Here is a 19,767-nt window from a genome sequence, read left to right on the forward strand (position 1 = left end):
TAAGAAAGATAATGGAGAATTACCCAAGTCTGGCTGAAGGGAACGGTCTTGAAAACCGTCAGGTCGGGAAACCGGCGCGTGGGTTCGAATCCCACATTCTCCTTAGGCATTTGAAGAAGGTGTCATAATATAATCGCGGGATGGAGCAGTCTGGTAGCTCGTCGGGCCCATAACCCGAAGGTCGTAGGTTCAAATCCTGCTCCCGCAATTGGTCGCATGGTCTAGCTGGTTAGGACGCCTGCCTGTCACGCAGGAGATCGCGGGTTCGAGCCCCGCTGTGACCGTTCATTGGGAACAATGAGATGGCTCTGTAGCTCAGTTGGTAGAGCAATGCATTGAAGCTGCATGTGTCGGCGGTTCGATTCCGTCCAGCGCCATAGGGAGAGGATCCCGAAGAAAAGCTTGCGAATGTAGTTCAATGGTAGAATTCCAGCCTTCCAAGCTGGCTATGCGGGTTCGATTCCCGTCATTCGCTTTTGTCTATGTAAGAGTAGGCAAGGGGAATACGGGCCATTAGCTCAGTTGGTTAGAGCGCTGTGTTGATAACGCAGAGGTCCCAGGTTCGAGTCCTGGATGGCCCATTAAGAAGTAGGAGAGGATTACCTCTCCTTTTTTGTTGTGTAAAACCTTTGTATTGTTTTCTTCATATAGAAAAAACTAAGAAATAATTACTGTAAATTACTGAAAGAAAATAAATTTCACAAGAGGAAACAAGCAATTTAATAATATTAAAAGCTTATTTGTCAACTTATTTGACAAGTATATAAGTGAATTAAAAAAATTTTGCAACCTTTGTGAAATCGTGGTAATCTAATATCAACGGCTTAACGCTTACATTATTTTCATGCAAACGCGCGCAGTGTTAAAATGATTGAAGGAACGCGATATGCATGTTTTAAAATCTGATTTCAAGTTTGCACCTACATAGCTACTTTGCTATTGTTAGAGTTGCTAAATAGAATTTGAGATTGGGAAAATGGAAGAAAAATTATTTAATAAAGGCTTTTTAACAATTACTATTATTAACTTTATCGTGTACTTAGTGTATTATCTGATGATGGTTATAATTGCTGTTGTTGCACACAATCAACTACATGCTTCGTTTGGGCAAGCGGGATTGGCCTCTGGGATTTATATCATAGGAACGTTAATAGCTCGGCTAATAGTTGGAAAAGAGTTAGAACTAATCGGACGGAAAAAGATTGTTCGATGGGGCGCTATTCTATATTTAATTACAACAATTGCTTACTTATTTGTACCAACAGTCGCTATATTAGATGCGGTACGTCTCTTTAATGGTTTTGCGTACGGAATGACTTCAACAGCCCTAAATGCTATTGTGACCGAATTTATTCCTGAGAAACGCAAAGGAGAGGGTATAAATTATTATGGGTTGAGTACAAGCTTAGCTGCGGCTATTGGCCCCTTCATTGGTTTATTGTTATTGAATGCAACTAGTTTTCGATTTATCGTGATATTATCGGTTATCTTAATTGGAATTTCAATGGTTGCATTGTTTGCAATTAAAATTAACAATGTGACGCTTTCACCAGAACATTTATCCGAATTGAAGTCTTGGAAGGTTTCTAGTTTCATTGAATTTAAAGTATTATTAATTGCTGGTGTAGGATTTTTGATGGGCTTGTCTTATTCGTCAGTACTATCATTTTTGGCTTCATATGCGGAAACTTTGAACTTGGTTTCAATTAGTTCATTCTTTTTCGTAGTCTATGCCGGTATTGTAACATTGACAAGGCCAATGTCAGGACGTATTTTTGATCGCTTTGGTGAAAATTACGTTATGTATCCGAGCTACTTTTTCTTAGCTCTTGGTTTAGTTGTTTTGGCATTGACTCATAATGGATTTACTTTGTTATTGTCCGGCGCATTCATTGGTTTAGGATATGGAACATTCATGTCAAATGGTCAAGCGGTTTCCTTAAAGTTAGTTTCGAGTCATCGTGTCGGTATTGCTTTATCAACATACTTCATCGGCTTGGACTTGGGGTTAGGTGTCGGACCATACGCTCTTGGTGCTTTACACGCCGTGTTGACATTCCGTGAACTGTATTTGGTTTCAGCTGTTATTCCCGTGATTTCAGCAATACTTTATCTGGTATTTTATCATCCAGATCGCATCAAAAAAATGTAGCAACCATTCCTAGCGAGGAATTAGCTTAAAAATAAAAGCGGTATGTTTCACGTGAAACATACCGCTTTTATTTTTTAAATTGTCCAATTGTCTAAAGTTTCAACTTCATGGGTTGGTTTTTGAACCATCTGAGAAATTTGCTTAGGTGTAGAAACGCCTGAATATACGAGTAATGTGTCAATTTGTGAATTAATGCCGGCAAGAATGTCAGTATTGTAATTATCACCAACCATAACAACATCTTGTTGATTAATATGAAGCTTGTTTAACGCACCATCCATAATGGGTATTTCTGGTTTAGCTATCACAGTTGGCTCAACCTGTGTTGCAGTTTGGATGGCAGAAATTAATGAACCAGCTCCAGGTAACATGCCACGTTCATTGGGTAAATTAGTATCACGATTTGTTGCAATAAACTGTGCACCTTGTTGGATTGCTAATGTAGCGGTAGTGAGCTTTTCATAGTTGAATGCTCGATCTAGTCCGGCAACAACAAAATCAGCATTTTCGTCACTAGTTATTGTAAAATCAGCATTTATTAATGCATCCCGTAGACCAGATTCGCCTATTATATATACTCTTTTTTTGTCAGGTGAAGCAATCATTTTAAGAAAATCGGCTGTTGCCATTGAGCTAGTATAAACTTGGTCGGCCGATGTTTCAATATCATGGTTTTTGGTTAAGTTATCAGCCACGTCTTCTGGGTTTTTGGTTGAATTATTGGTTACAAATAGGTAAGGAATATTAGCTGCCTTTAGTCGATCAATGAAACGTTTTCCAGAAGGCATCTTTTTGTTACCTTGATATATTGTGCCATCTAGGTCGATGAAGTAAGCTTTATATTTTGACATGTTTAATCTCCATTTAATATTGAATGTCTATATTATACCCATCAACATTGGTTGATATCAAACAACGAATCAACGGACTTCTCTCCCATCTCAATCTCCCTAAAATAAAATCTCCGAAAATATTTTATAAATATAGTTCGCCCGCAAGTAATTGCGGGTTTTCGTTGGTTATAGGTTAAATCTTTATCCTAATTTGATATAGAAAGGGTAAAATAGAATAACAGGGGAATAAATTATGCCTAAAAAATATCGAACACCACCGTTTTTAACACCATCAGCTATTGTTTCCTTAATTGTTGCTATCAGTGCTGCAAATTTAGCAGTAAACGTTGCAACTGGTACAAGTGAAGGTGGGAAAGTATCATCAAGTGCTAGTAGTGCCATGAGCACTTCGATGATAACAAGTAGCACAACAAGTAAATCGACTAGTAGTGATGATAAATCAAGTAGTTCCTCAACGTCGAGCAGCGATGACGAGTCAAGTTCAACATCGGATGATACATCAGCTGAGGATACGTCATCGGCTGCTACAACTTCGGCCGCAGATACGACAACCTCAAGTGCTGCTACATCATCATCTGGTACATCATCTTCAGCAACATCGTCAAGTGATAATAATGCAACATCAAGTTCATCAAATGCAACACGTACAACAAGTAGTTCGGAGGATACCCAATAATGCTGACAGTTCTTGATTTAATTAATCATTATCTCGGATATTTTACGACAAATTCAAAAACCAAGGGTCGCATATATACTGTTGTTGGGGCCGGGGGTGTTTGGTATCTACTTTATTTAGCCTATCGTTTTTTTGTGAATGGTCGTTGGTTGCGTGGTGCATTAATTGCTGCAGTATTCTTACTATTACTTTACTTCGTCATTTTGAATATAATATATTATTTTACGAAGCATACGAGTAAGTGGGATGTTTCACCTAGGATTGAGAAATTATTAGGGGACCTCATGAGGAAAAGAGTGAACGTGAATCGGAGACGGTTATCATGCCGGCTAATGGACTATACAGTCGACAGAATGTTATGTCAGGCACAGTGGTAAGTGACGCGCAGCAACAAGCCAATCTAGACACGCTTGCATTAGAGATGCGACAACTTGATCTAATAGCAAATGATTACGGGCATCTTGGTGAACAAGCACAACGACAAATTATTGCGCAACAAGGAGTAATTTACGCCAACCATCCTGGGACTTTGTTACCTTATTTTGCAATGCGCGAAAATAATGGTACGCTACAAATATTCGGCGGCATTAACCAATTACAAGCTCGAGAATTGGGTAATGTTTCTATGGTTGGTCTAACACCTACGGCTCAAGCATTGACTAATTATCGCTTGGCAATAGCCTCAGTAGTTCTTATAGGAGGGCCAAGTCATTTAGCGACACGGAGTGAGTTAGTTGATGACGTGCAGCCCTACAAAATAAAAATAGAAATAGCTTATGATCATATATAATAATACTATCGCATAAAAAAAGAGCTAATAATTGATTATAGCTCTTTTTTCATATGTATATGTTGTATTCCAGCTTCAAAGAAAGTCGCTCCAATCGCTGCAAAGCCGAGTGATTCATAAAATCCCCGGGCCTGAACTTGAGCACCAAGGACAAGATTTTGAATACCATAAGATGGTGCTAGGGTTTCAATGTATTCCATAAGTTTTCTACCTAACCCTTGTCCACGAAGAGGAAATAATGTAGCGACACGTTGTATGTGCCAAGTATCATCTGATTCTGCTAATACACGAGCAGTGGCTGCAAGTTTGTTATCAACATAAATAACGATATGGATAGCATTCTCTTCAGCAGCTTGATCATTCAATTCATCTTTAATGTCAACCCCTTGCTCAACAATAAAAACTGCTTTACGTATTGCTAGGGCATCCTCGTGGATAGGTCCGAGGCCTTGTTCATGTTTAATCTGTATTTTCATAGCATTATTATAGCAAGTTAAGTGCAAGAAAAGCAATGGGGATAACAGTGAGACGCTGGTTCAGCAGAAATTATAAACCTAAACCCTGCAAAGTTGGTATAATGATAGTTATGAAAAAATATTTAAAAAATATTTGGCATGAAACTTTGGCGCCAAAAAATTGGATTAAACAGCTGAATACTCGTACAGGTTTTTTTACGTGGACGGTTGTATTATTTACGTTAAAAACAATTTTGGCATATGGTGCTGATTTTTATTGGTTACATGTCTCCGACCCTTTGCAGATATTCTTGATGCTAGTCAATCCAATCGGGTTTACGATAATTATCTTTAGTATTGCGTTATTTATTAAGCCCAAGCAATTATACTATGGTGCATTGATTTTACTTGATGCCGCAATGACGGGCCTACTATATTTAAATGTGATTTATTTTCGTGAGTTTTCTGATTTTATGTCAGTTAATACAATGTTGGGATATAGTTCGGTTAATCAGGGTGGAAAAGCAGCTGGAGCAATTGCGTTTGGGATTCATGATGTATTTTTCTGGATTGATATTATCATCCTGATTGGCTTATTCTTAGCGCGAAAGATTCATTTTGATAGTCGTCCAATGATGCGGTTACAACCATTTAAAATTTTAACCATCGGTGTATTTATTTTTATGGCCAATCTATTGTTGGCTGACTTGAATCGCCCACAATTACTGGTTCGGCAGTTCGATCGAGAGTACATGGTTAAATACCTTGGTATAGGACCGTTTACAATTTATGATGCCATCAATACATATCAAACTAGTCAAATCCGAAAAACGGCTACGCCATCAGAATTGACAGCTGTGCAAAACTACATTAAGAAAAACTATGCTGCGATTAATCCTAAATTTTACGGAAAAGCTAAGGGAAAGAATGTAATCGTCATTCATCTGGAAAGCTTTCAACAAATGTCGATTGATCGAAAAATAAACGGGCAGGAAGTCACACCATTTTTGAATAGTCTTTACCACAGTAAGTCAACCATTGCTTTTGATAATTTTTTCAATCAAGTTGGACAGGGAAAAACGTCAGATGCAGAAAATATGTTAGAAACGTCTACATTTGGTTTGCCCCAGGGGTCTTTATTTACTAAATTGGGTGATGATCAGACTTTCCAAGCGATGCCAGCAATTTTGAATCAACGGGCCGGCTATTCCAGTGCAGTATTCCATGGTAATATGGGTTCATTCTGGAATCGTAGTACAGTTTATAAACGAATGGGTTATCAAAATTGGGTTTCAGGTGATTATTTCGATATTACTGGAAAAAAGGCAACTTCTTGGGGTCTGAAGGATAAGTTGTTATTTCATAATTCAGTACCTTATTTGGAACGGCTACAACAACCATTCTATGCTAAATATTTAACAGTAACTAATCACACACCGTTTACTCTAGATAAACAAGATCAAGACCCTAATTTCCAAACGAGCAATACTGGATCAAAATTAGTTGATAATTATTTCATTACTAATCATTATCTTGATCAATCTGTGAAAGAATTTTTTGCTTATCTGAAAAAATCGGGCTTATATAAAAATACAGCTGTTGTTTTGTACGGTGATCACTATGGTATTTCGAACACAGATGCCTCTTATTTAGCTTCAATATTAGGAAAAGACTCTGACGACTGGACTGATCTAGATAATGCAAACCTTCAGCGCGTACCATTTATTGTTCATATTCCGGGAATGAAAAACGGTTATGTTGACCATACTTATGGTGGTGAAATTGATGTGGCCCCAACGATAGAACATTTATTGGGCATTAGTACGAAACGTTACATTCAATTCGGGCAGGATTTATTGAGTAAAAATCATAAGCAAATTGTCGTATTTCGAAATAAAGACTGGATAACGCCAGAATATGCCAGTCTATCGGGAAGAATATGGAATACTAAGACAGGGCAAGAGATTACAACTCCAGGTAAGGCATTGCAGGCCAAGGTTGATAAAATTCAAGCATATGTAAATAAAAAGTTATCCATGTCAGATAACTTAAATCAAAAAAACTTACTTAAATTCTATACACCTGAAGGCTTCAAGACAGTCAAGGCCAATAGTTTTGACTACAGTAAAGAAGCGACCATTAAACGACTGAAGAAACAAAATAAAAAATTGGGAACAAAATCAACAAGTTTGTTTGCTCAAAATGGTAATAAGTCGACATTGAGTGATTATATTACTGATGCACCGGAAGTTGATGATGAAACGACAGATACAACCAGATTATTGCCACGAAATGCGGATGATTGGAGTAACGACGAATAATTTTTTAGAAATCAACCTGTCGTGATGACGGGAATATAAATTTGGAGTAATATATGGCAAAAATTTTAATTGCGCTCGAAAATATTGAACTCGGGGGAATGAAGCGAGCAACAACTGTCGTCGGTAATGCATTGGCAGCAAGCCATGAAGTTACCTATTATAGTTTTTCTGATTTACCACCGTTTTATGGATTGTCAGCACCTTTAGTTGTTGCTTCACCCGCGCTACGTCTAACAAGTGAAGCGCATCCATTTAAAAGATACGCCCAAGCTATTGAAAATTTCTCACTTTTAGCACAGCGCTATGATGTGGTTATTTTAGCAGGTGGACTACTATCCAGTTTTGCAGCTGTTTTGAAACCAAAGTTGCCACATACAAAACTGCTTGGGTGGATGCATAACAACATTACGACTTATAGAGATCAATACTATGCAATGATGCGCGAGGAATTTATAGCTGGCTTACGTGTTTTAGATGCGGTAGTGGTACTAACTGATTTTGATTTAGGTGGCTTTAAAAAATACAATGAACGTACGGTTAAAATTTGGAACCCTTTGACAATTGCACCTAAAGGCCCTTCTAAATTGGAGAAACACATTATATCGTTTACGGCACGTATTGCTATTCAACACAAAGGAATTGATTTTGCTGTACAATTGGCCACTAAATTACCGGATGATTGGCAATTAGCAATTGCCGGGGGTGGGATGCAGGAGGATATGGAAACCTTTGAGCAATTAATCAATGAGTACGGGGCGCATGAAAAAATAATATATCGTGGTCCATTGAAAGATAATGAATTGCGTGACCATTATCGTAACTCAAGTTTATTTCTGCAAACATCACGCTGGGAAGGATTACCGCTTGTCCTAGTTGAGGCAATGAGTTTTGGTTTGCCAATTATCGCTATGAGACAGACAGGGTCCGCAGAAGTATTAAAAGAGGGTGAATTTGGGGTTTTGATAGAGAACGGTGACATTGATGGGGCAGCTATAGCGATTCAACGGCTAATCAACAGTCGTCAGCAGCAACTTGATTTAGCAGAAAAGTCCTTAAATCGTGTTCGTGATTTTCAAATCGAACCCATTTTGAAACAATGGGAAGCTTTATTTTAATTATTATATAGATATTTGTTGACAAGTAACTTGACAACTATATAATATTAACTTAGAGGTCTAATTCATGGACAATCGCAGCACCATTCATAAAAAAACAGCATTCGATAAGTTACAATTCGGCATTGGTGATCTTGCGCGGATGACAGGCGTGTCTACCCGACAACTGCGTTATTGGGAAAAACAAGGTTACGTTAAGGCACTGGATCGTAATGACGATCAAGAATCCCGCTTATATGGCTTTCGTGCATTCTTAAAGGTTAGCATTATTAAGCAACACATTGATGATGGCGATACCTTGCGTACAGCAGTGATTCATGCTAATGAACACATTGACAGTGCAATGATTACAAAGCATATTATGAAACAAGCATTTCAGGGCCTAGAAGACTTTCAAGGTACTGTGGCAGTAAATATGGGTTACTTTGATGACGACGAGACACAATTGCTATACGTATTTTTAGAGGATGGTAAAGCCAAGTATCGCGTTGTCGATAGTAAAAAATGATTGTCAAACAGACAGTCATTTTTTATTATGTATACTCACATTTCTGTGTTGGGCAACTGAATGAAAATAGCGAATTAGATATATGAAAAAGTGGCAGTATAATTTTATAATAACATCCCAGAATTCTGGCCAAACTGTTAAGGAACTATTGATAAAATGGTACGTGCCACAAAGGATTCGCGGCGCTTTGCGAATTAAAAAGCATTTTAGTGTGAACAATATTATTGTACCTACCAACTATGAATTACGAACAGGGGATCAGTTGCAGCTTAATTTCGATGCAGATGACTTTCGTACTAGTGAATCAAATTATCTACCCAACCATCAGAAGTCGGTAAATATCATTTTTGAAAATAAAGACTTGGTTGTTATTGATAAACCTGCAGGAATGAAAATGCATCCGCATTCGCCAACGGAAACTGATACTTTGTTGAACTATTTAGCAGGTGAGTTTATTCAGCGAAAGGTCAGTGATCAGCCTTATATGGTTCACAGGATAGATCGAGCAACTTCAGGTTTAGTAATTGTAGCAAAGAACCCCGTCGTGGTACCAATTCTAGATAGAATGTTAGCAGATAAACGGATTGTACGAACTTATGTAACGTGGGTTAGTGGCGTCGTGCAAGATAATCATGGTACAATCGCAAAACCGATAGGAATCGACGCTCGAGATGATCGAAAACGTGCCGTTGACGGGAAAGAAGCCCAAGTGGCGATGACACATTGGTGGCGAATGCATACGGTGTTTTGCAGTTCATTACTACGGGTGCAATTAAGTACGGGGCGCATGCATCAGATACGCGTGCACTTAGCTAGTATAGGACACCCTATTGTTGGGGATGAACTATACGGTGGAGTATACAATGGCCGTATGCTGCTACATTCAGCAACCATAAAAATACCATTGCCGTTTGATGAGGGAGTAAGAATGATTACAGGACCACTCCCAAGCGATTTTCCAAGACAGCTACGATAAGCAACACAAAAAGACGAACACTTGAATGAGTGTTCGTCTTTTTATCTGACATCATTATTTGACTAAGATGAAATTATGCTTTTTTAGTTTCTTTAACTTCTTTTGGTGTGCTTGCAACTTCTTCCTTTTTATCAAGGAAGTTAGCGGCAAATGCTGCCAATGCACCACCAAGTAAGTCAGCAACTAGGTAAACCCATACATGAGTAAGTGCTTTACCTTGAACAAAAATTGCTGGGGCTAATGCACGTGCTGGGTTGAATGCACCACCAGTAATTGGTAATACAACAACAATTAATACGGCCAACCAGATACCGATAATAAATGGTGCTGGTACGTTATTCAACTTAGTAACAATTGCGATTACCAAAACGAACAAGAATGTTAATACAAGTTCAAATGCAAATGCATACCAACCTGAACCATCAGAGAAGTTTGTTTGTCCAAGACCAGCTAAGGATACGAATTGTTTTACGGTCATTGATTGACCAGACAAAGCAGTAGTTACAGTTGATGATTTCAGGTAAGCTGTTACACCGCCATAGACAGCAGCAGAAGCAACAATAGCACCAAGTAATTGTGCAATCACATAGCCAATAAATGTCACCCATGGTAAACGCTTTTGAATAGCCATTGCCAATGAAACGGCAGGGTTAAAATGTCCACCTGAGATATGACCAAAGGCATAGATGGCAACGGCTAATGAAAGACCGAATGCCAAACCGACAGTGATGGCCGATTGTGTTGTAGCAGCTGAATAAACAACGCTACCAGTTCCAAAGAACACTAGCATAAATGTTCCAAGGAATTCTGCGATATACTTACGCATGAAATTTCTCCTTATATGTATGTAAAATTACCAATATCTACTATTATACACTCTTAGATTAACTGGTTGTTAAATATTAAGGAAAGGTATAACTAATGCTTTAATAATAATGCATTAATTGCAACAATGATTGTGGACAGTGACATAATTAATGCGGCAATCATTGGGTTTAGCATTATACCAGCAAATGCCAACACACCGGCAGCTAAAGGAATAGCAATAATGTTGTAACTAGCTCCCCACCACAGGTTTTGCACTTGTTTAGTATTGCTACGCTTAGCTAGATTAATAAAGTCAATAATTTTTGATAACTGATCAGCTATTAATATAGCATCAGCGGAAGCATGTGCTACTTCCGTTCCAACACCGATGGCAATACTTAAATTAGCTTGAGCTAAGGCTGGGGCATCATTAATACCATCACCAATCATCATTGTCGTACCATGTTGTTGATACTCTGAAACCAGATTGATTTTGTCTTGAGGGGATACTTGTGAATGGATATCTGTTATTTTTAACTCGTCAGCAATCTGTTTAGCAGCCAATTCGTTGTCACCTGTGATCATAACAGGTGTGATCCCTTGGTTCAATAAGGTGCGAATAAAGGCAGGAGCTGATTCTTTGAGATGGTCCCCTTGTGCTATTGCAGCTATAACGCGTCCCTCTTCCAATAAGTAAGAGATTGAGCCTTCCGTTTGTAGTGGCGTAAAAGTAATATGATTTTGTTTGAGATATTTTGCCGAAGCAAGTGTATATAATTGATCATCTATTTTACCACGTACACCATAACCGGCAATGTTTTCTACGTGTGATGCTTGTATTTTTGGCGCGTGTTGTTCTTTTGCGTAGTTAACAATGGATTGCGCAAGTGGGTGGGTAGATTGCTGGTCTAATGCGCTCATAATTCCTAGTGCTTTACTTTGATCAAAGTCATAGACACTAAAGCGCTGTACAGTAAATTTTCCAGTTGTTAATGTACCAGTTTTATCCATCAAAGCAAACTTTAAATGATTTGCTGCCACTAGTGCTTTACGATTTTTGATTAATATGCCTTCTTTTGCTGCAATCGCCTTTGTTTGATTGATGACCAAAGGTACTGCTAGACCCAAAGCATGGGGGCAGGCAATGACTAACACAGTTGCGGCAATATTAACTGCAAAACCTAGTCCGCGTAGTGGCGTCCAAATAAGTAGAGAACCAATAGCAAATAATAGAGCCACCCAAAACAACCATGCTGCGACTTTGTCTGCTAGTGTTTCAGCGCGTGATTTCTTATCTTGAGAAGATAGTAAGGTTTCTTTTAGCTGGCCAATAAATGAATCATCCCCAACAGTCGTTAATTTGACATCGAGCGTACCATTACCATTAATGGTACCACCAACCACTTGAGAACCTATTTTCTTTTCGACTAGTCGACTTTCACCAGTCATTAAAGATTCATCAACCTGGCTTACACCTTCAACTACAGTACCATCAGCAGGGAAAGATTCACCAGCCAACACACGAACAATCATGTTTGATTTTAGTGTGTCAATAGGCATATCCATCAACATATCATCATGTTTGACATGAGCAATGTTTGGCATTAATTCGCGTAACTTAGCCGTCGCATCTCCGGCTTGCATGGTCACAGACATCTCAATTCGGTGACCTAGAAGCATAATAACATTTAGTGTTGCAAATTCCCAAAAGAAATCCATAACGTGAACATGAAATAGTTGCGTCGATAGAACCGCGTAAATAGAATACCAAAAAGTAACATTCAGTCCGACGGTAATTAAGCTCATCATAGCGGGCTTTTTAGTACGAAATTCAGCGCGCGCACCATCCCAAAAAGGTTTGGAACCAATGAAGTAGAGGAGGGTAGATAATAGCGCAGATACCCAAGAACTGCCAGGAAAAGTAAAAGTAAATGGCAAATGGATACCCATGAAGGGTGTGATAATGATGATTGGAAGCATTAAGAAAAAAGCCCACCAAAAACGGCGTTTCATGTCTGACATATCCATACTGTCCATGCCGGCATGAGAAGTGTGTTCATGACTGGACATGTCCATATGATCGTGGTTCATGCTTGACATGTCATGGTGCTCATGTGATGTATTTTTATTTGTCATATTCATGTGATCATGGTTCATAGTCATTTACAATCCTCACAGTTTTCGGGTAGACAGTTACAAGCAATGCTTTCCGGGGCATTTTTCACTTTTTGTGCTAGTAACGCTTGTAGTTTGACAATGTCTGATTGAGATAAGGTCATGTCAGCAAGTACATCCACTAATGTGTGGCCTATACACATGGCACACATATCGTCGATTGTGGCACGTAGTGTTTGGGTCATCGTTTCATGTTCACCTACAGTTGGTGTGTATAATCGATTGCGTGTAGCACCATCTGTACGTAACAATCCTTTTTTTAGTATTCGGTTGATCAACGTTTTAACCGTTGATGGCTGCCAATCTTTCTGGTTGTGCATAATATGAATGATTTGATTGGTGGTAGCTTCACCTAACGTCCATATCACACGCATTATTTCCCATTCACTTGTTGTTAGTAATTTATTCATACTTTTAGTTTACAACTGTAAACTAAAAAACACAACTATTTTGAATGCTTTATAAATAAAAATGATTGACAAGACAAAGTGTACTGTGTATTATAGTACACGTAGTACAGATATCATGGGGAACAATGAAACACACAAAGGAACAGTTATTGATAGGACAATTTATAAAAACCTATCAAAATTTAATAAGGAAGTGCACAGATGGCGCAAATTCAACGCAGTCAACCATTATATGAGCAGTTAATGTGGCGTATTAAAGCGCAAATTGCGTCTGGTGTATTGCATATTGGTGATAAATTACCATCAGTCCGAGAAATGGCTTTAATTGAGGGATTAAATCCAAATACAGTGGCAAAGGCTTATAAGGCTCTTGAAACGCAAAATGTGATTGAAACGGTGACTGGTAAAGGTACTTTTGTTCGCGAAAACGAGGGTATTGTAGATGATAAATTATTAGCACAATTACGTTTAAAAATGACCGAAATTGTTATTGAGGCCAAACGTGCATCTATTGATGCCAAGCAGCTACATAGTTGGATTGAAGAATTATATGGAGAAATATCATGAGTTTAATTTTAGAAAATATTTCTAAAAAGATACACCATCATGCCATTCTAAATAATGCAAGCTTTGAACTCAAAGAGGGAGAAGTTGTTGGTCTAGTTGGGCGTAATGGTGCGGGGAAAACAACTTTATTTAGAACAATATCTGGGGAGATGCAAGCTGATTTTGGTCGTATTGGTCTAGATAATAAAGATTATATGAAAACAATTGCAGTTCACGACCAATTATTTTATATTGATATGCCAGACAATTGGCTAGCATATTACACACCAAAGCGGATTAAATCAATTTTATCTGTCGCTTATGTGAATTTTGATTCAGAATGGTACGATGAACGTTTGAATCAATTTGGACTAAACAATAATAAACGTGTTCAAAATTACTCAAAAGGGATGAAAGCGTTGTTCACGATTATTGTCAGCTTCGCTAGCCGTGCCCAATATGTTTTATTAGATGAACCGCTTGATGGATTAGACGTATTAGTTCGAGATCAGGTAAAACAGTTAATTATTGACCGTGTTACAAAAAACAATACGACTGTTCTCATTGCGTCACATAATTTGGTTGAACTTGATACTTTAGTTGATCGTATTCTATTGCTAAAAGATGGTACAATTGATCGCGCATTTGCGATTGAAAATAATAAAAACATTAAAAAGTATCAACTGGCTTACGATGGGGATGTGATGCCAGAATTTCTAAGGAACAATGGGACGATCATTGCTCAGGTTGGTCATATTGTAACCATTGTGTTTGATAATTTTGATGAAGATATTGGTATTAAGTTAGCTGGATCGGATTTCAAGTTCATAGAAGAACTACCCATTAGCAGTGAAGACATATTCCGCGCGAGCTTTGCCAACGAAGTATATGCTTGGCAGCAAGAATTAGGGGGTGAACAATGAAACAAGCACTACGGTTATATGGCAGGATTAAATCTAATCAAATTATATTAATAGCGATCCTTGGTGTTCTAGTGACTTGTTTTATTGGGGGCGTGAATACATATTATGGGCGAGCAATAACAAACATAGGAAGTGACAGCGAGTTGGGAGGCGTACTTATGGGTATAATGCTCATAGCAGCAGGCGCCGCTACGTACGCAGATCAAACAAGACACTTGAATACCTGGTTGAGTACGCAAAGTGCCTCTAGAAGGCAGTTCTTCATCAGTAAAGTGGTGTGGATGATTATTGCGCCAATTATATTGGGTGCTGCTATTGACTTATTTATGTCCATTACAATACGCTCTGATAATTTGCACAAAGTGGCGAGTAACAATTTAAACGACGGTGTGGAATTATTTTACGTGGCTAGTGTGGTGGTGTTGGTTAGTACAATTGTTGGACCAATATGGCAAAAAATCGTAGGTAGTTTTTTTGCATTAGTTGTTTGCTCATCACTATCTGTGGGTGTGAACACAATATCTATTGACTTTGGGATGAAAGAACTAGTTCAAAACGCTGAGTTCACAACGTTAGTTACATTTATCGTAGCACTGCTCTTACTGGGTGCTAGCTACTATATTGTGGGCATTATCGGGATAGAAAGTGAACACGACGCAGTACGTGTACCGGCTTTGCGGTGGCCAGTGGTTATATTTGTGTTTATCTCAACACTGTTCTTGTCACTAAATGAGAGTCCACTGACAGCAAGCTCATTCGTATTACCAGTAGTTTTGAGCGTAATCACATTCATCTTCGTATTTAAACCAAAACTATCTTGGCAAAAATAGTTGATTCAATAAAAAGGGGAAAAACATGGCATTATTGGAAGTAAAGAACGTTAATAAAAAGTATGGTAATAGAGCAGCAATGGACGACGTCAGTTTCAACGTTGAAGCTGGTCACATTGTTGGATTGATTGGTCCCAATGGCGCTGGTAAATCAACAACCATGCGTGCTATTACTGGTTTAATGAGCTACTCATCTGGACAAATCACGTTTGATGGGCAACCTGTGACCTTTAATAATCATAGTGCGCTTGATAAAATTGGTAATTTGATTGAATATCCAGCCATTTATCCGAACTTAACCGCGCTAGAACACTTGAAGTTGTATGCAATGGACACAAAAAATCCCGCTGATTTCAAAGAATTAATGCATAAAACGCAAATTGACGGGGACAATTTTGGAAAACGCAAGGCGAAAAACTTTTCATTAGGCATGAAACAGCGCCTTGGTATTGCTATTGCGCTCATCCGAAATCCAAAATTAGTTATTTTGGATGAACCAATGAACGGACTTGACCCACAATCTGTTCACGACTTGCGTGAATTAATTCGCTCATTGGCTGAAGAAGGGGTGGCTTTCTTGATTTCAAGCCATCTATTGGATGAATTGCAAAAACTAGTTGATGATGTTGTAATCATTAATCACGGTAAAATTATTCAAACGGCTACCATAGAAACTTTCTTTATTCATGACCAAGCACGTTGGACATTTGACACTAGTGATAATGAATTAGCTCTACAAATAGCACAAGATAAAAACTGGCAAGCTACAATTGACAACAGTCAGTTGCAAATTAGTGGGGCAGAAAATTTGCAGCAAGTGATCACAGCACTCAATGCGGCCAATATACAAGTTCAATCACTTAATACTGCAACTGGCAATCTAGAAAAGTCACTACTTGGCATGCTAGCGGCTGATAATCAGGGGGAATAACGCATGTTAACATTAATGAAGCAAGAATATTACAAAGCATTCAAGCAAAATAGATTATACATTTGGTTGATTTTGGGATTTATTTTTCCCATTGCTATCATTGGTATCTTTAAGTCAACAAGAACAGCTGGATCGATTATTAACCTTGGTCAGTCCTTAATTTATGTTGAAATGGCAGGAATCATTATTACTGCTTTGTCTATCTCCCAAGAGTTCGGTTTTGGTACAATTCGTCCATTGCTGTCACGTCGCTTTAGTCGAGGTGAAGTGTTCATCAGTAAGTTGTTATTAAATATTAGTGTTTACATTGGATTGTTTTTATCAGCTTTTATTGGCACTGTTTTGGCTACTGCTATATTTGCCCCTAAATATGATTTCTCACAAAAGTTAGGATATATAGGGAACAGTTGGCAGGGCATGATGATTTCGATTATGGATGTAGCACTTCAAATGATATTTGTGGCTGCATTAGTATTGATGGTTACTAATATGGTCAAGAGCTCAGGAGCTGCTATTGGACTTGGCGTAGTTATGATTGTTGCTACACCAATCATCTCTGTCATTTCGTTAAAATTAATTGATTTAGCACCAATCTTGAAGTGGAATCCATTCAATATATATTTAGGTATTGCTAGTATTGGACAAGTTAAACCTAGTATAATGGCACAAATAATGGATATGTCACAAGGAGCAATGATATCAGCATACTTGATATATATTGTGTTGATGTACGGTATCGCTTATTTAATCTTTAGAAAACGCAGCGTTTAAAATTAGTAAATAATAAAAAACACGAACTCACATTACGTTCGTGTTTTTTATTTAAAAATCGGCTGAGGAAGCATCAGTATGGAATCCACCCACGCCAGTGAGTGAATCTAATGATTCAATTTCTGCTGATGTTAGAGCAAAGTCGAATACATCGGCATTTGCTTTAATGTATGTTTCATGTGTTGATTTTGGTAAAGGTAAAAATCCCTTATCCAAGGACCAACGAATTAATATTTGCGGTACCGATTTATTGTATTTTTCACTCAGACTAACGACTTGTGGTAAATCAACGAGCTTTCCTGTACCTAGTGGGGAATAGGCTTCGTTAAGCATGCCATGATCTTTATCATAGTCAACTAATTCTTGTTGGTTATCAGAAGGGTTTAAAAAGTTTTGATTAACCATGGGTGCTATGGTCTGTGTTTTAGCTAGCGCTTCTAGATGTTCAATTTGGAAATTCGACACGCCAATGGCTGTCGTTTTTCCTATTTTATATTCGTCTTCCAAAGCACGCCAAGTATCCGCGTTTGCATCAATCCAGGCATCCTTTCCTTGTTTTTGAAGGACAGCAGGATTGGGCCAATGGATTAAATATAAATCAACGTAATCTAAGCCAAGCTTGCTGAGGGATGTGTCAAGCGCTTGTATAGCTCTTTCATATGTGTGCGCATCGTTCCAAAGTTTAGTCGTCACAAACAATTCATCACGTGGAATACCAGAATCTTTTATGGCACGACCGACAGAATCTTCATTACCATATACAGCCGCTGTATCGATGTGGCGATAACCTGCTTCTAGAGCCCAACGTACAGACTGATAAGCTTCTGTACCGTTTGCACTTTGCCAAGTTCCAAACCCAATTATGGGAATTTCGATGCCGTTGGTTAGCTTATATGTATCTACAAGGACATGTTATTTACCTCCGTGAGCCTTTTATTATACGGTGTTGTTTTGATAGCACCAGTTACCATCAGTATAACATGTCAGCCTCACTAATTGATTTTTAGTGCACGGAGAAAAATAATTATTTTAACACTGGTTTAATGTTAGTGCAGTACAGTGATTATATTGACAATGATACTTAATTTGTCAAATTAGCGAAGCCCCCTAAAAAAGATACACTCAATCTATTATTATTCTCTCAAATTATAATTCTCTTCTCTCCCCCGTATCTTTGGATGCGGGGGTTTCGTTTTGAGTGATGAAAAAATCTAGCTGTTTCAAAGTAACTAAAAAAGCACCAAAACCTTATCGATTTTGGTGCTTTTTTTCAGACTGCTCCACTTGGATTCGAACCAAGGACCTGCGCATTAACAGTGCGTTATTCTACCACTGAACTATGGAGCAATTAGCTGAATTAATCAACTATTAAAGTATATCAACGTTGGAATATCTTGTCAACAGTTTATTGCGAAAGTAACTGCTTAATTTTTTGTAGTGCTGTTGTGAGCTGTGATTCTGATATTGTCAGTGGCGGTAACAAACGAAGCGTATTGTGCCCCGCACCCAAAGTAACAATTTTTTCATCCAATAAGTCAGCAACAACTTGCTTTACAGGTATATTTAATTCAATACCGGCCATCATACCAAGGCCACGTACTTCAACAACGTTCCTTAACTCTTTGAAGGCTGCCAATTCCTGCCAAAAAAGATTAATTTTTTCTGAAATATTAGGCAGAATTAAAGATAATTCGTCTAGCGTTGCACTAGCAGCACTCATAGCCAGTGGATTCCCACCAAATGTTGAACCATGTGCATTATATGAAAATGAACTGGCAAATTCGTTTTTAGCAAGCATTGCACCCACAGGGACACCGTTAGCCAATGCTTTGGCATTCGTAAAAATATCCGGTTGAAAATGATAATTTTCAAATGCAAACTTTTTCCCCGTGCGTCCCATGCCAGTCTGTACTTCATCAATCATGACTAAAGACCCATTATCATGAACTATTTGAATTAGTTCTGTAACAAAATCTTGATGCGCAGGAATGACACCTCCTTCGCCTTGAACAAGCTCAAGCATTACGCCAGCAACGTCTTTATTAAGGAGTTCTTTTAAACTATTAATGTCATTAAATTCTGCATACTGGAACCCATCTAACATAGGTAATCCATAATGAATGCTATCTTGTCCAGTTGCTGACATAGCACCATAAGTACGACCATGAAAAGAGTTTTTGAAAGTAATGATTGTTTCCCGCTTAGTCACTAAACGGGCTAACTTAATTGCCGCTTCGTTAGCTTCCGCTCCTGAATTAGCAAAATAAGTGGTATAATCTTCACCACCTAATTTTGCTGCCACAGTTTCTTGCAATTCATTTTCGTATAAATTAGGCAAGTGCCAGATTTCTTTAGCTTGAGCAATAAGTGCTGACTCAACAGCATCATTATTTGCGCCAACATTATAGACACCAATACCACTGGATAGGTCTGTGTACTCATTGTTCTTACGGTCAGTCCAGGTGGCATTTTTAGTTTTCTTAAATGTTAGTGGGGCACGTTGATAGTTTGGAAATAGCGTCATGTG

Annotated in this window: 18 protein-coding genes, 7 tRNA genes and 1 pseudogene; 18 read left to right on the forward strand and 8 right to left on the reverse strand. The window is 38.3% G+C overall.

Annotated elements, in window-relative coordinates; translation table 11 throughout:
* Window positions 1-13: 13 nt before the first annotated feature.
* The 7 genes from HFP47_RS08950 to HFP47_RS08980 all read left to right on the forward strand — a co-directional run bounded on the left by HFP47_RS08950 (window position 14) and on the right by HFP47_RS08980 (window position 2,152).
* A tRNA-Ser gene (locus tag HFP47_RS08950) sits at window positions 14-103 on the forward strand.
* 31 nt (window positions 104-134) lie between these two features.
* Window positions 135-208 (forward strand) — tRNA-Met (locus HFP47_RS08955).
* Window positions 209-210: 2 nt separating this feature from the next.
* Window positions 211-284, forward strand: a tRNA-Asp gene (locus HFP47_RS08960).
* Window positions 285-304: 20 nt separating this feature from the next.
* A tRNA-Phe gene (locus HFP47_RS08965) sits at window positions 305-377 on the forward strand.
* A 27-nt stretch (window positions 378-404) separates the two neighbouring features.
* Window positions 405-475 (forward strand) — tRNA-Gly (locus tag HFP47_RS08970).
* 32 nt (window positions 476-507) lie between these two features.
* Window positions 508-581, forward strand: a tRNA-Ile gene (locus HFP47_RS08975).
* Window positions 582-976: 395 nt separating this feature from the next.
* Window positions 977-2,152: an MFS transporter gene (locus HFP47_RS08980; protein ID WP_179876344.1), complete on the forward strand. Its 1,176-nt coding sequence runs from the start codon at window positions 977-979 to the stop codon at window positions 2,150-2,152.
* A gap of 74 nt (window positions 2,153-2,226) precedes the next feature.
* Here the strand turns inward: HFP47_RS08980 and HFP47_RS08985 are convergent, their stop codons facing one another.
* The gene (locus tag HFP47_RS08985; protein ID WP_179876345.1) at window positions 2,227-3,003 is read right to left on the reverse strand and encodes a TIGR01457 family HAD-type hydrolase; all 777 of its coding nucleotides are present in this window, start codon (window positions 3,001-3,003) and stop codon (window positions 2,227-2,229) included.
* 235 nt (window positions 3,004-3,238) lie between these two features.
* Between HFP47_RS08985 and HFP47_RS08990 the strand changes: the two genes are divergently transcribed.
* The gene (locus tag HFP47_RS08990) at window positions 3,239-3,682 is read left to right on the forward strand and encodes a hypothetical protein (RefSeq protein ID WP_042252540.1); all 444 of its coding nucleotides are present in this window, start codon (window positions 3,239-3,241) and stop codon (window positions 3,680-3,682) included.
* Window positions 3,682-4,472, forward strand: a pseudogene (locus HFP47_RS08995) (DUF6681 family protein). Before HFP47_RS08990 ends, HFP47_RS08995 begins: the two are co-directional and overlap by 1 nt.
* 35 nt (window positions 4,473-4,507) lie before the next feature.
* Here the strand turns inward: HFP47_RS08995 and HFP47_RS09000 are convergent.
* Window positions 4,508-4,948 carry a GNAT family N-acetyltransferase gene (locus HFP47_RS09000; RefSeq protein WP_010287964.1) on the reverse strand — a complete coding sequence of 147 codons (441 nt, stop codon included), beginning with the start codon at window positions 4,946-4,948 and terminating at the stop codon, window positions 4,508-4,510.
* 101 nt (window positions 4,949-5,049) lie between these two features.
* Between HFP47_RS09000 and HFP47_RS09005 the strand changes: the two genes are divergently transcribed.
* The 4 genes from HFP47_RS09005 to HFP47_RS09020 all read left to right on the forward strand — a co-directional run bounded on the left by HFP47_RS09005 (window position 5,050) and on the right by HFP47_RS09020 (window position 9,847).
* Window positions 5,050-7,248 (forward strand): LTA synthase family protein, encoded by a 2,199-nt coding sequence (locus HFP47_RS09005; protein WP_011679038.1) that lies wholly within the window; start codon window positions 5,050-5,052, stop codon window positions 7,246-7,248.
* A 53-nt stretch (window positions 7,249-7,301) separates the two neighbouring features.
* Window positions 7,302-8,363 (forward strand): glycosyltransferase, encoded by a 1,062-nt coding sequence (locus tag HFP47_RS09010; protein ID WP_042252537.1) that lies wholly within the window; start codon window positions 7,302-7,304, stop codon window positions 8,361-8,363.
* 67 nt (window positions 8,364-8,430) lie between these two features.
* Window positions 8,431-8,871, forward strand: coding sequence for a MerR family transcriptional regulator (locus tag HFP47_RS09015; protein ID WP_010284476.1), 441 nt, complete (start codon window positions 8,431-8,433; stop codon window positions 8,869-8,871).
* A gap of 82 nt (window positions 8,872-8,953) precedes the next feature.
* Window positions 8,954-9,847: an RluA family pseudouridine synthase gene (locus tag HFP47_RS09020; RefSeq protein ID WP_010284478.1), complete on the forward strand. Its 894-nt coding sequence runs from the start codon at window positions 8,954-8,956 to the stop codon at window positions 9,845-9,847.
* A 73-nt stretch (window positions 9,848-9,920) separates the two neighbouring features.
* Here HFP47_RS09020 and HFP47_RS09025 read toward each other — a convergent pair whose 3' ends face one another.
* From HFP47_RS09025 to HFP47_RS09035, 3 genes are all read right to left on the reverse strand, one after another.
* Entirely contained in the window at window positions 9,921-10,673 is a 753-nt protein-coding gene (locus HFP47_RS09025) for an MIP/aquaporin family protein (RefSeq protein ID WP_010284482.1), read from the reverse strand.
* A 92-nt stretch (window positions 10,674-10,765) separates the two neighbouring features.
* On the reverse strand, window positions 10,766-12,817 hold the full coding sequence (locus HFP47_RS09030) for a copper-translocating P-type ATPase (RefSeq protein ID WP_179876346.1): 2,052 nt from the start codon (window positions 12,815-12,817) through the stop codon (window positions 10,766-10,768).
* Window positions 12,814-13,239: a CopY/TcrY family copper transport repressor gene (locus tag HFP47_RS09035; RefSeq protein ID WP_011679041.1), complete on the reverse strand. Its 426-nt coding sequence runs from the start codon at window positions 13,237-13,239 to the stop codon at window positions 12,814-12,816. Before HFP47_RS09035 ends, HFP47_RS09030 begins: the two co-directional genes overlap by 4 nt.
* 201 nt (window positions 13,240-13,440) lie before the next feature.
* On the opposite strand from HFP47_RS09035, the gene HFP47_RS09040 reads away from it, so the two are divergent.
* From HFP47_RS09040 to HFP47_RS09060, 5 genes are read left to right on the forward strand one after another with little or no spacing between them, the layout of a single operon-like run.
* Window positions 13,441-13,806, forward strand: a complete 366-nt coding sequence (locus HFP47_RS09040) for a GntR family transcriptional regulator (RefSeq protein WP_010289471.1) — start codon at window positions 13,441-13,443, stop codon at window positions 13,804-13,806.
* Window positions 13,803-14,708, forward strand: coding sequence for an ABC transporter ATP-binding protein (locus HFP47_RS09045; protein ID WP_011679042.1), 906 nt, complete (start codon window positions 13,803-13,805; stop codon window positions 14,706-14,708). Before HFP47_RS09040 ends, HFP47_RS09045 begins: the two co-directional genes overlap by 4 nt.
* A complete protein-coding gene (locus tag HFP47_RS09050; RefSeq protein WP_179876347.1) occupies window positions 14,705-15,538 on the forward strand; it encodes a hypothetical protein in 834 nt (277 codons plus the stop codon). The genes HFP47_RS09045 and HFP47_RS09050 overlap by 4 nt, the downstream gene beginning before the upstream one ends.
* Before the next feature lie 25 nt (window positions 15,539-15,563).
* On the forward strand, window positions 15,564-16,469 hold the full coding sequence (locus HFP47_RS09055) for an ABC transporter ATP-binding protein (RefSeq protein ID WP_179876348.1): 906 nt from the start codon (window positions 15,564-15,566) through the stop codon (window positions 16,467-16,469).
* A gap of 3 nt (window positions 16,470-16,472) precedes the next feature.
* Window positions 16,473-17,240, forward strand: coding sequence for an ABC transporter permease (locus HFP47_RS09060; protein WP_011679045.1), 768 nt, complete (start codon window positions 16,473-16,475; stop codon window positions 17,238-17,240).
* A gap of 51 nt (window positions 17,241-17,291) precedes the next feature.
* Here the strand turns inward: HFP47_RS09060 and HFP47_RS09065 are convergent, their stop codons facing one another.
* From HFP47_RS09065 to HFP47_RS09075, 3 genes are all read right to left on the reverse strand, one after another.
* Complete coding sequence (locus tag HFP47_RS09065) at window positions 17,292-18,116, reverse strand: aldo/keto reductase (protein WP_179876411.1); 825 nt, start codon at window positions 18,114-18,116, stop codon at window positions 17,292-17,294.
* Window positions 18,117-18,515: 399 nt separating this feature from the next.
* A tRNA-Asn gene (locus HFP47_RS09070) sits at window positions 18,516-18,587 on the reverse strand.
* Window positions 18,588-18,645: 58 nt separating this feature from the next.
* Window positions 18,646-19,764, reverse strand: coding sequence for an aminotransferase class III-fold pyridoxal phosphate-dependent enzyme (locus tag HFP47_RS09075; RefSeq protein WP_102753329.1), 1,119 nt, complete (start codon window positions 19,762-19,764; stop codon window positions 18,646-18,648).
* Between the last annotated feature and the right edge of the window lie 3 nt (window positions 19,765-19,767).

The sequence above is a fragment of the Leuconostoc sp. DB-1 genome, from assembly GCF_013414845.1.
GTDB classification, from domain to species: Bacteria; Bacillota; Bacilli; order Lactobacillales; family Lactobacillaceae; genus Leuconostoc; species Leuconostoc mesenteroides.

Coding starts and splice junctions, on each gene's coding strand:
- HFP47_RS08980 (WP_179876344.1), top strand. CDS start 977: ATGGAAGAAAAATTATTTAATAAAGGCTTTTTAACAATTACTATTATT.
- HFP47_RS08985 (WP_179876345.1), bottom strand. CDS start 3,003: ATGTCAAAATATAAAGCTTACTTCATCGACCTAGATGGCACAATATAT.
- HFP47_RS08990 (WP_042252540.1), top strand. CDS start 3,239: ATGCCTAAAAAATATCGAACACCACCGTTTTTAACACCATCAGCTATT.
- HFP47_RS09000 (WP_010287964.1), bottom strand. CDS start 4,948: ATGAAAATACAGATTAAACATGAACAAGGCCTCGGACCTATCCACGAG.
- HFP47_RS09005 (WP_011679038.1), top strand. CDS start 5,050: ATGATAGTTATGAAAAAATATTTAAAAAATATTTGGCATGAAACTTTG.
- HFP47_RS09010 (WP_042252537.1), top strand. CDS start 7,302: ATGGCAAAAATTTTAATTGCGCTCGAAAATATTGAACTCGGGGGAATG.
- HFP47_RS09015 (WP_010284476.1), top strand. CDS start 8,431: ATGGACAATCGCAGCACCATTCATAAAAAAACAGCATTCGATAAGTTA.
- HFP47_RS09020 (WP_010284478.1), top strand. CDS start 8,954: ATGAAAAAGTGGCAGTATAATTTTATAATAACATCCCAGAATTCTGGC.
- HFP47_RS09025 (WP_010284482.1), bottom strand. CDS start 10,673: ATGCGTAAGTATATCGCAGAATTCCTTGGAACATTTATGCTAGTGTTC.
- HFP47_RS09030 (WP_179876346.1), bottom strand. CDS start 12,817: ATGACTATGAACCATGATCACATGAATATGACAAATAAAAATACATCA.
- HFP47_RS09035 (WP_011679041.1), bottom strand. CDS start 13,239: ATGAATAAATTACTAACAACAAGTGAATGGGAAATAATGCGTGTGATA.
- HFP47_RS09040 (WP_010289471.1), top strand. CDS start 13,441: ATGGCGCAAATTCAACGCAGTCAACCATTATATGAGCAGTTAATGTGG.
- HFP47_RS09045 (WP_011679042.1), top strand. CDS start 13,803: ATGAGTTTAATTTTAGAAAATATTTCTAAAAAGATACACCATCATGCC.
- HFP47_RS09050 (WP_179876347.1), top strand. CDS start 14,705: ATGAAACAAGCACTACGGTTATATGGCAGGATTAAATCTAATCAAATT.
- HFP47_RS09055 (WP_179876348.1), top strand. CDS start 15,564: ATGGCATTATTGGAAGTAAAGAACGTTAATAAAAAGTATGGTAATAGA.
- HFP47_RS09060 (WP_011679045.1), top strand. CDS start 16,473: ATGTTAACATTAATGAAGCAAGAATATTACAAAGCATTCAAGCAAAAT.
- HFP47_RS09075 (WP_102753329.1), bottom strand. CDS start 19,764: ATGACGCTATTTCCAAACTATCAACGTGCCCCACTAACATTTAAGAAA.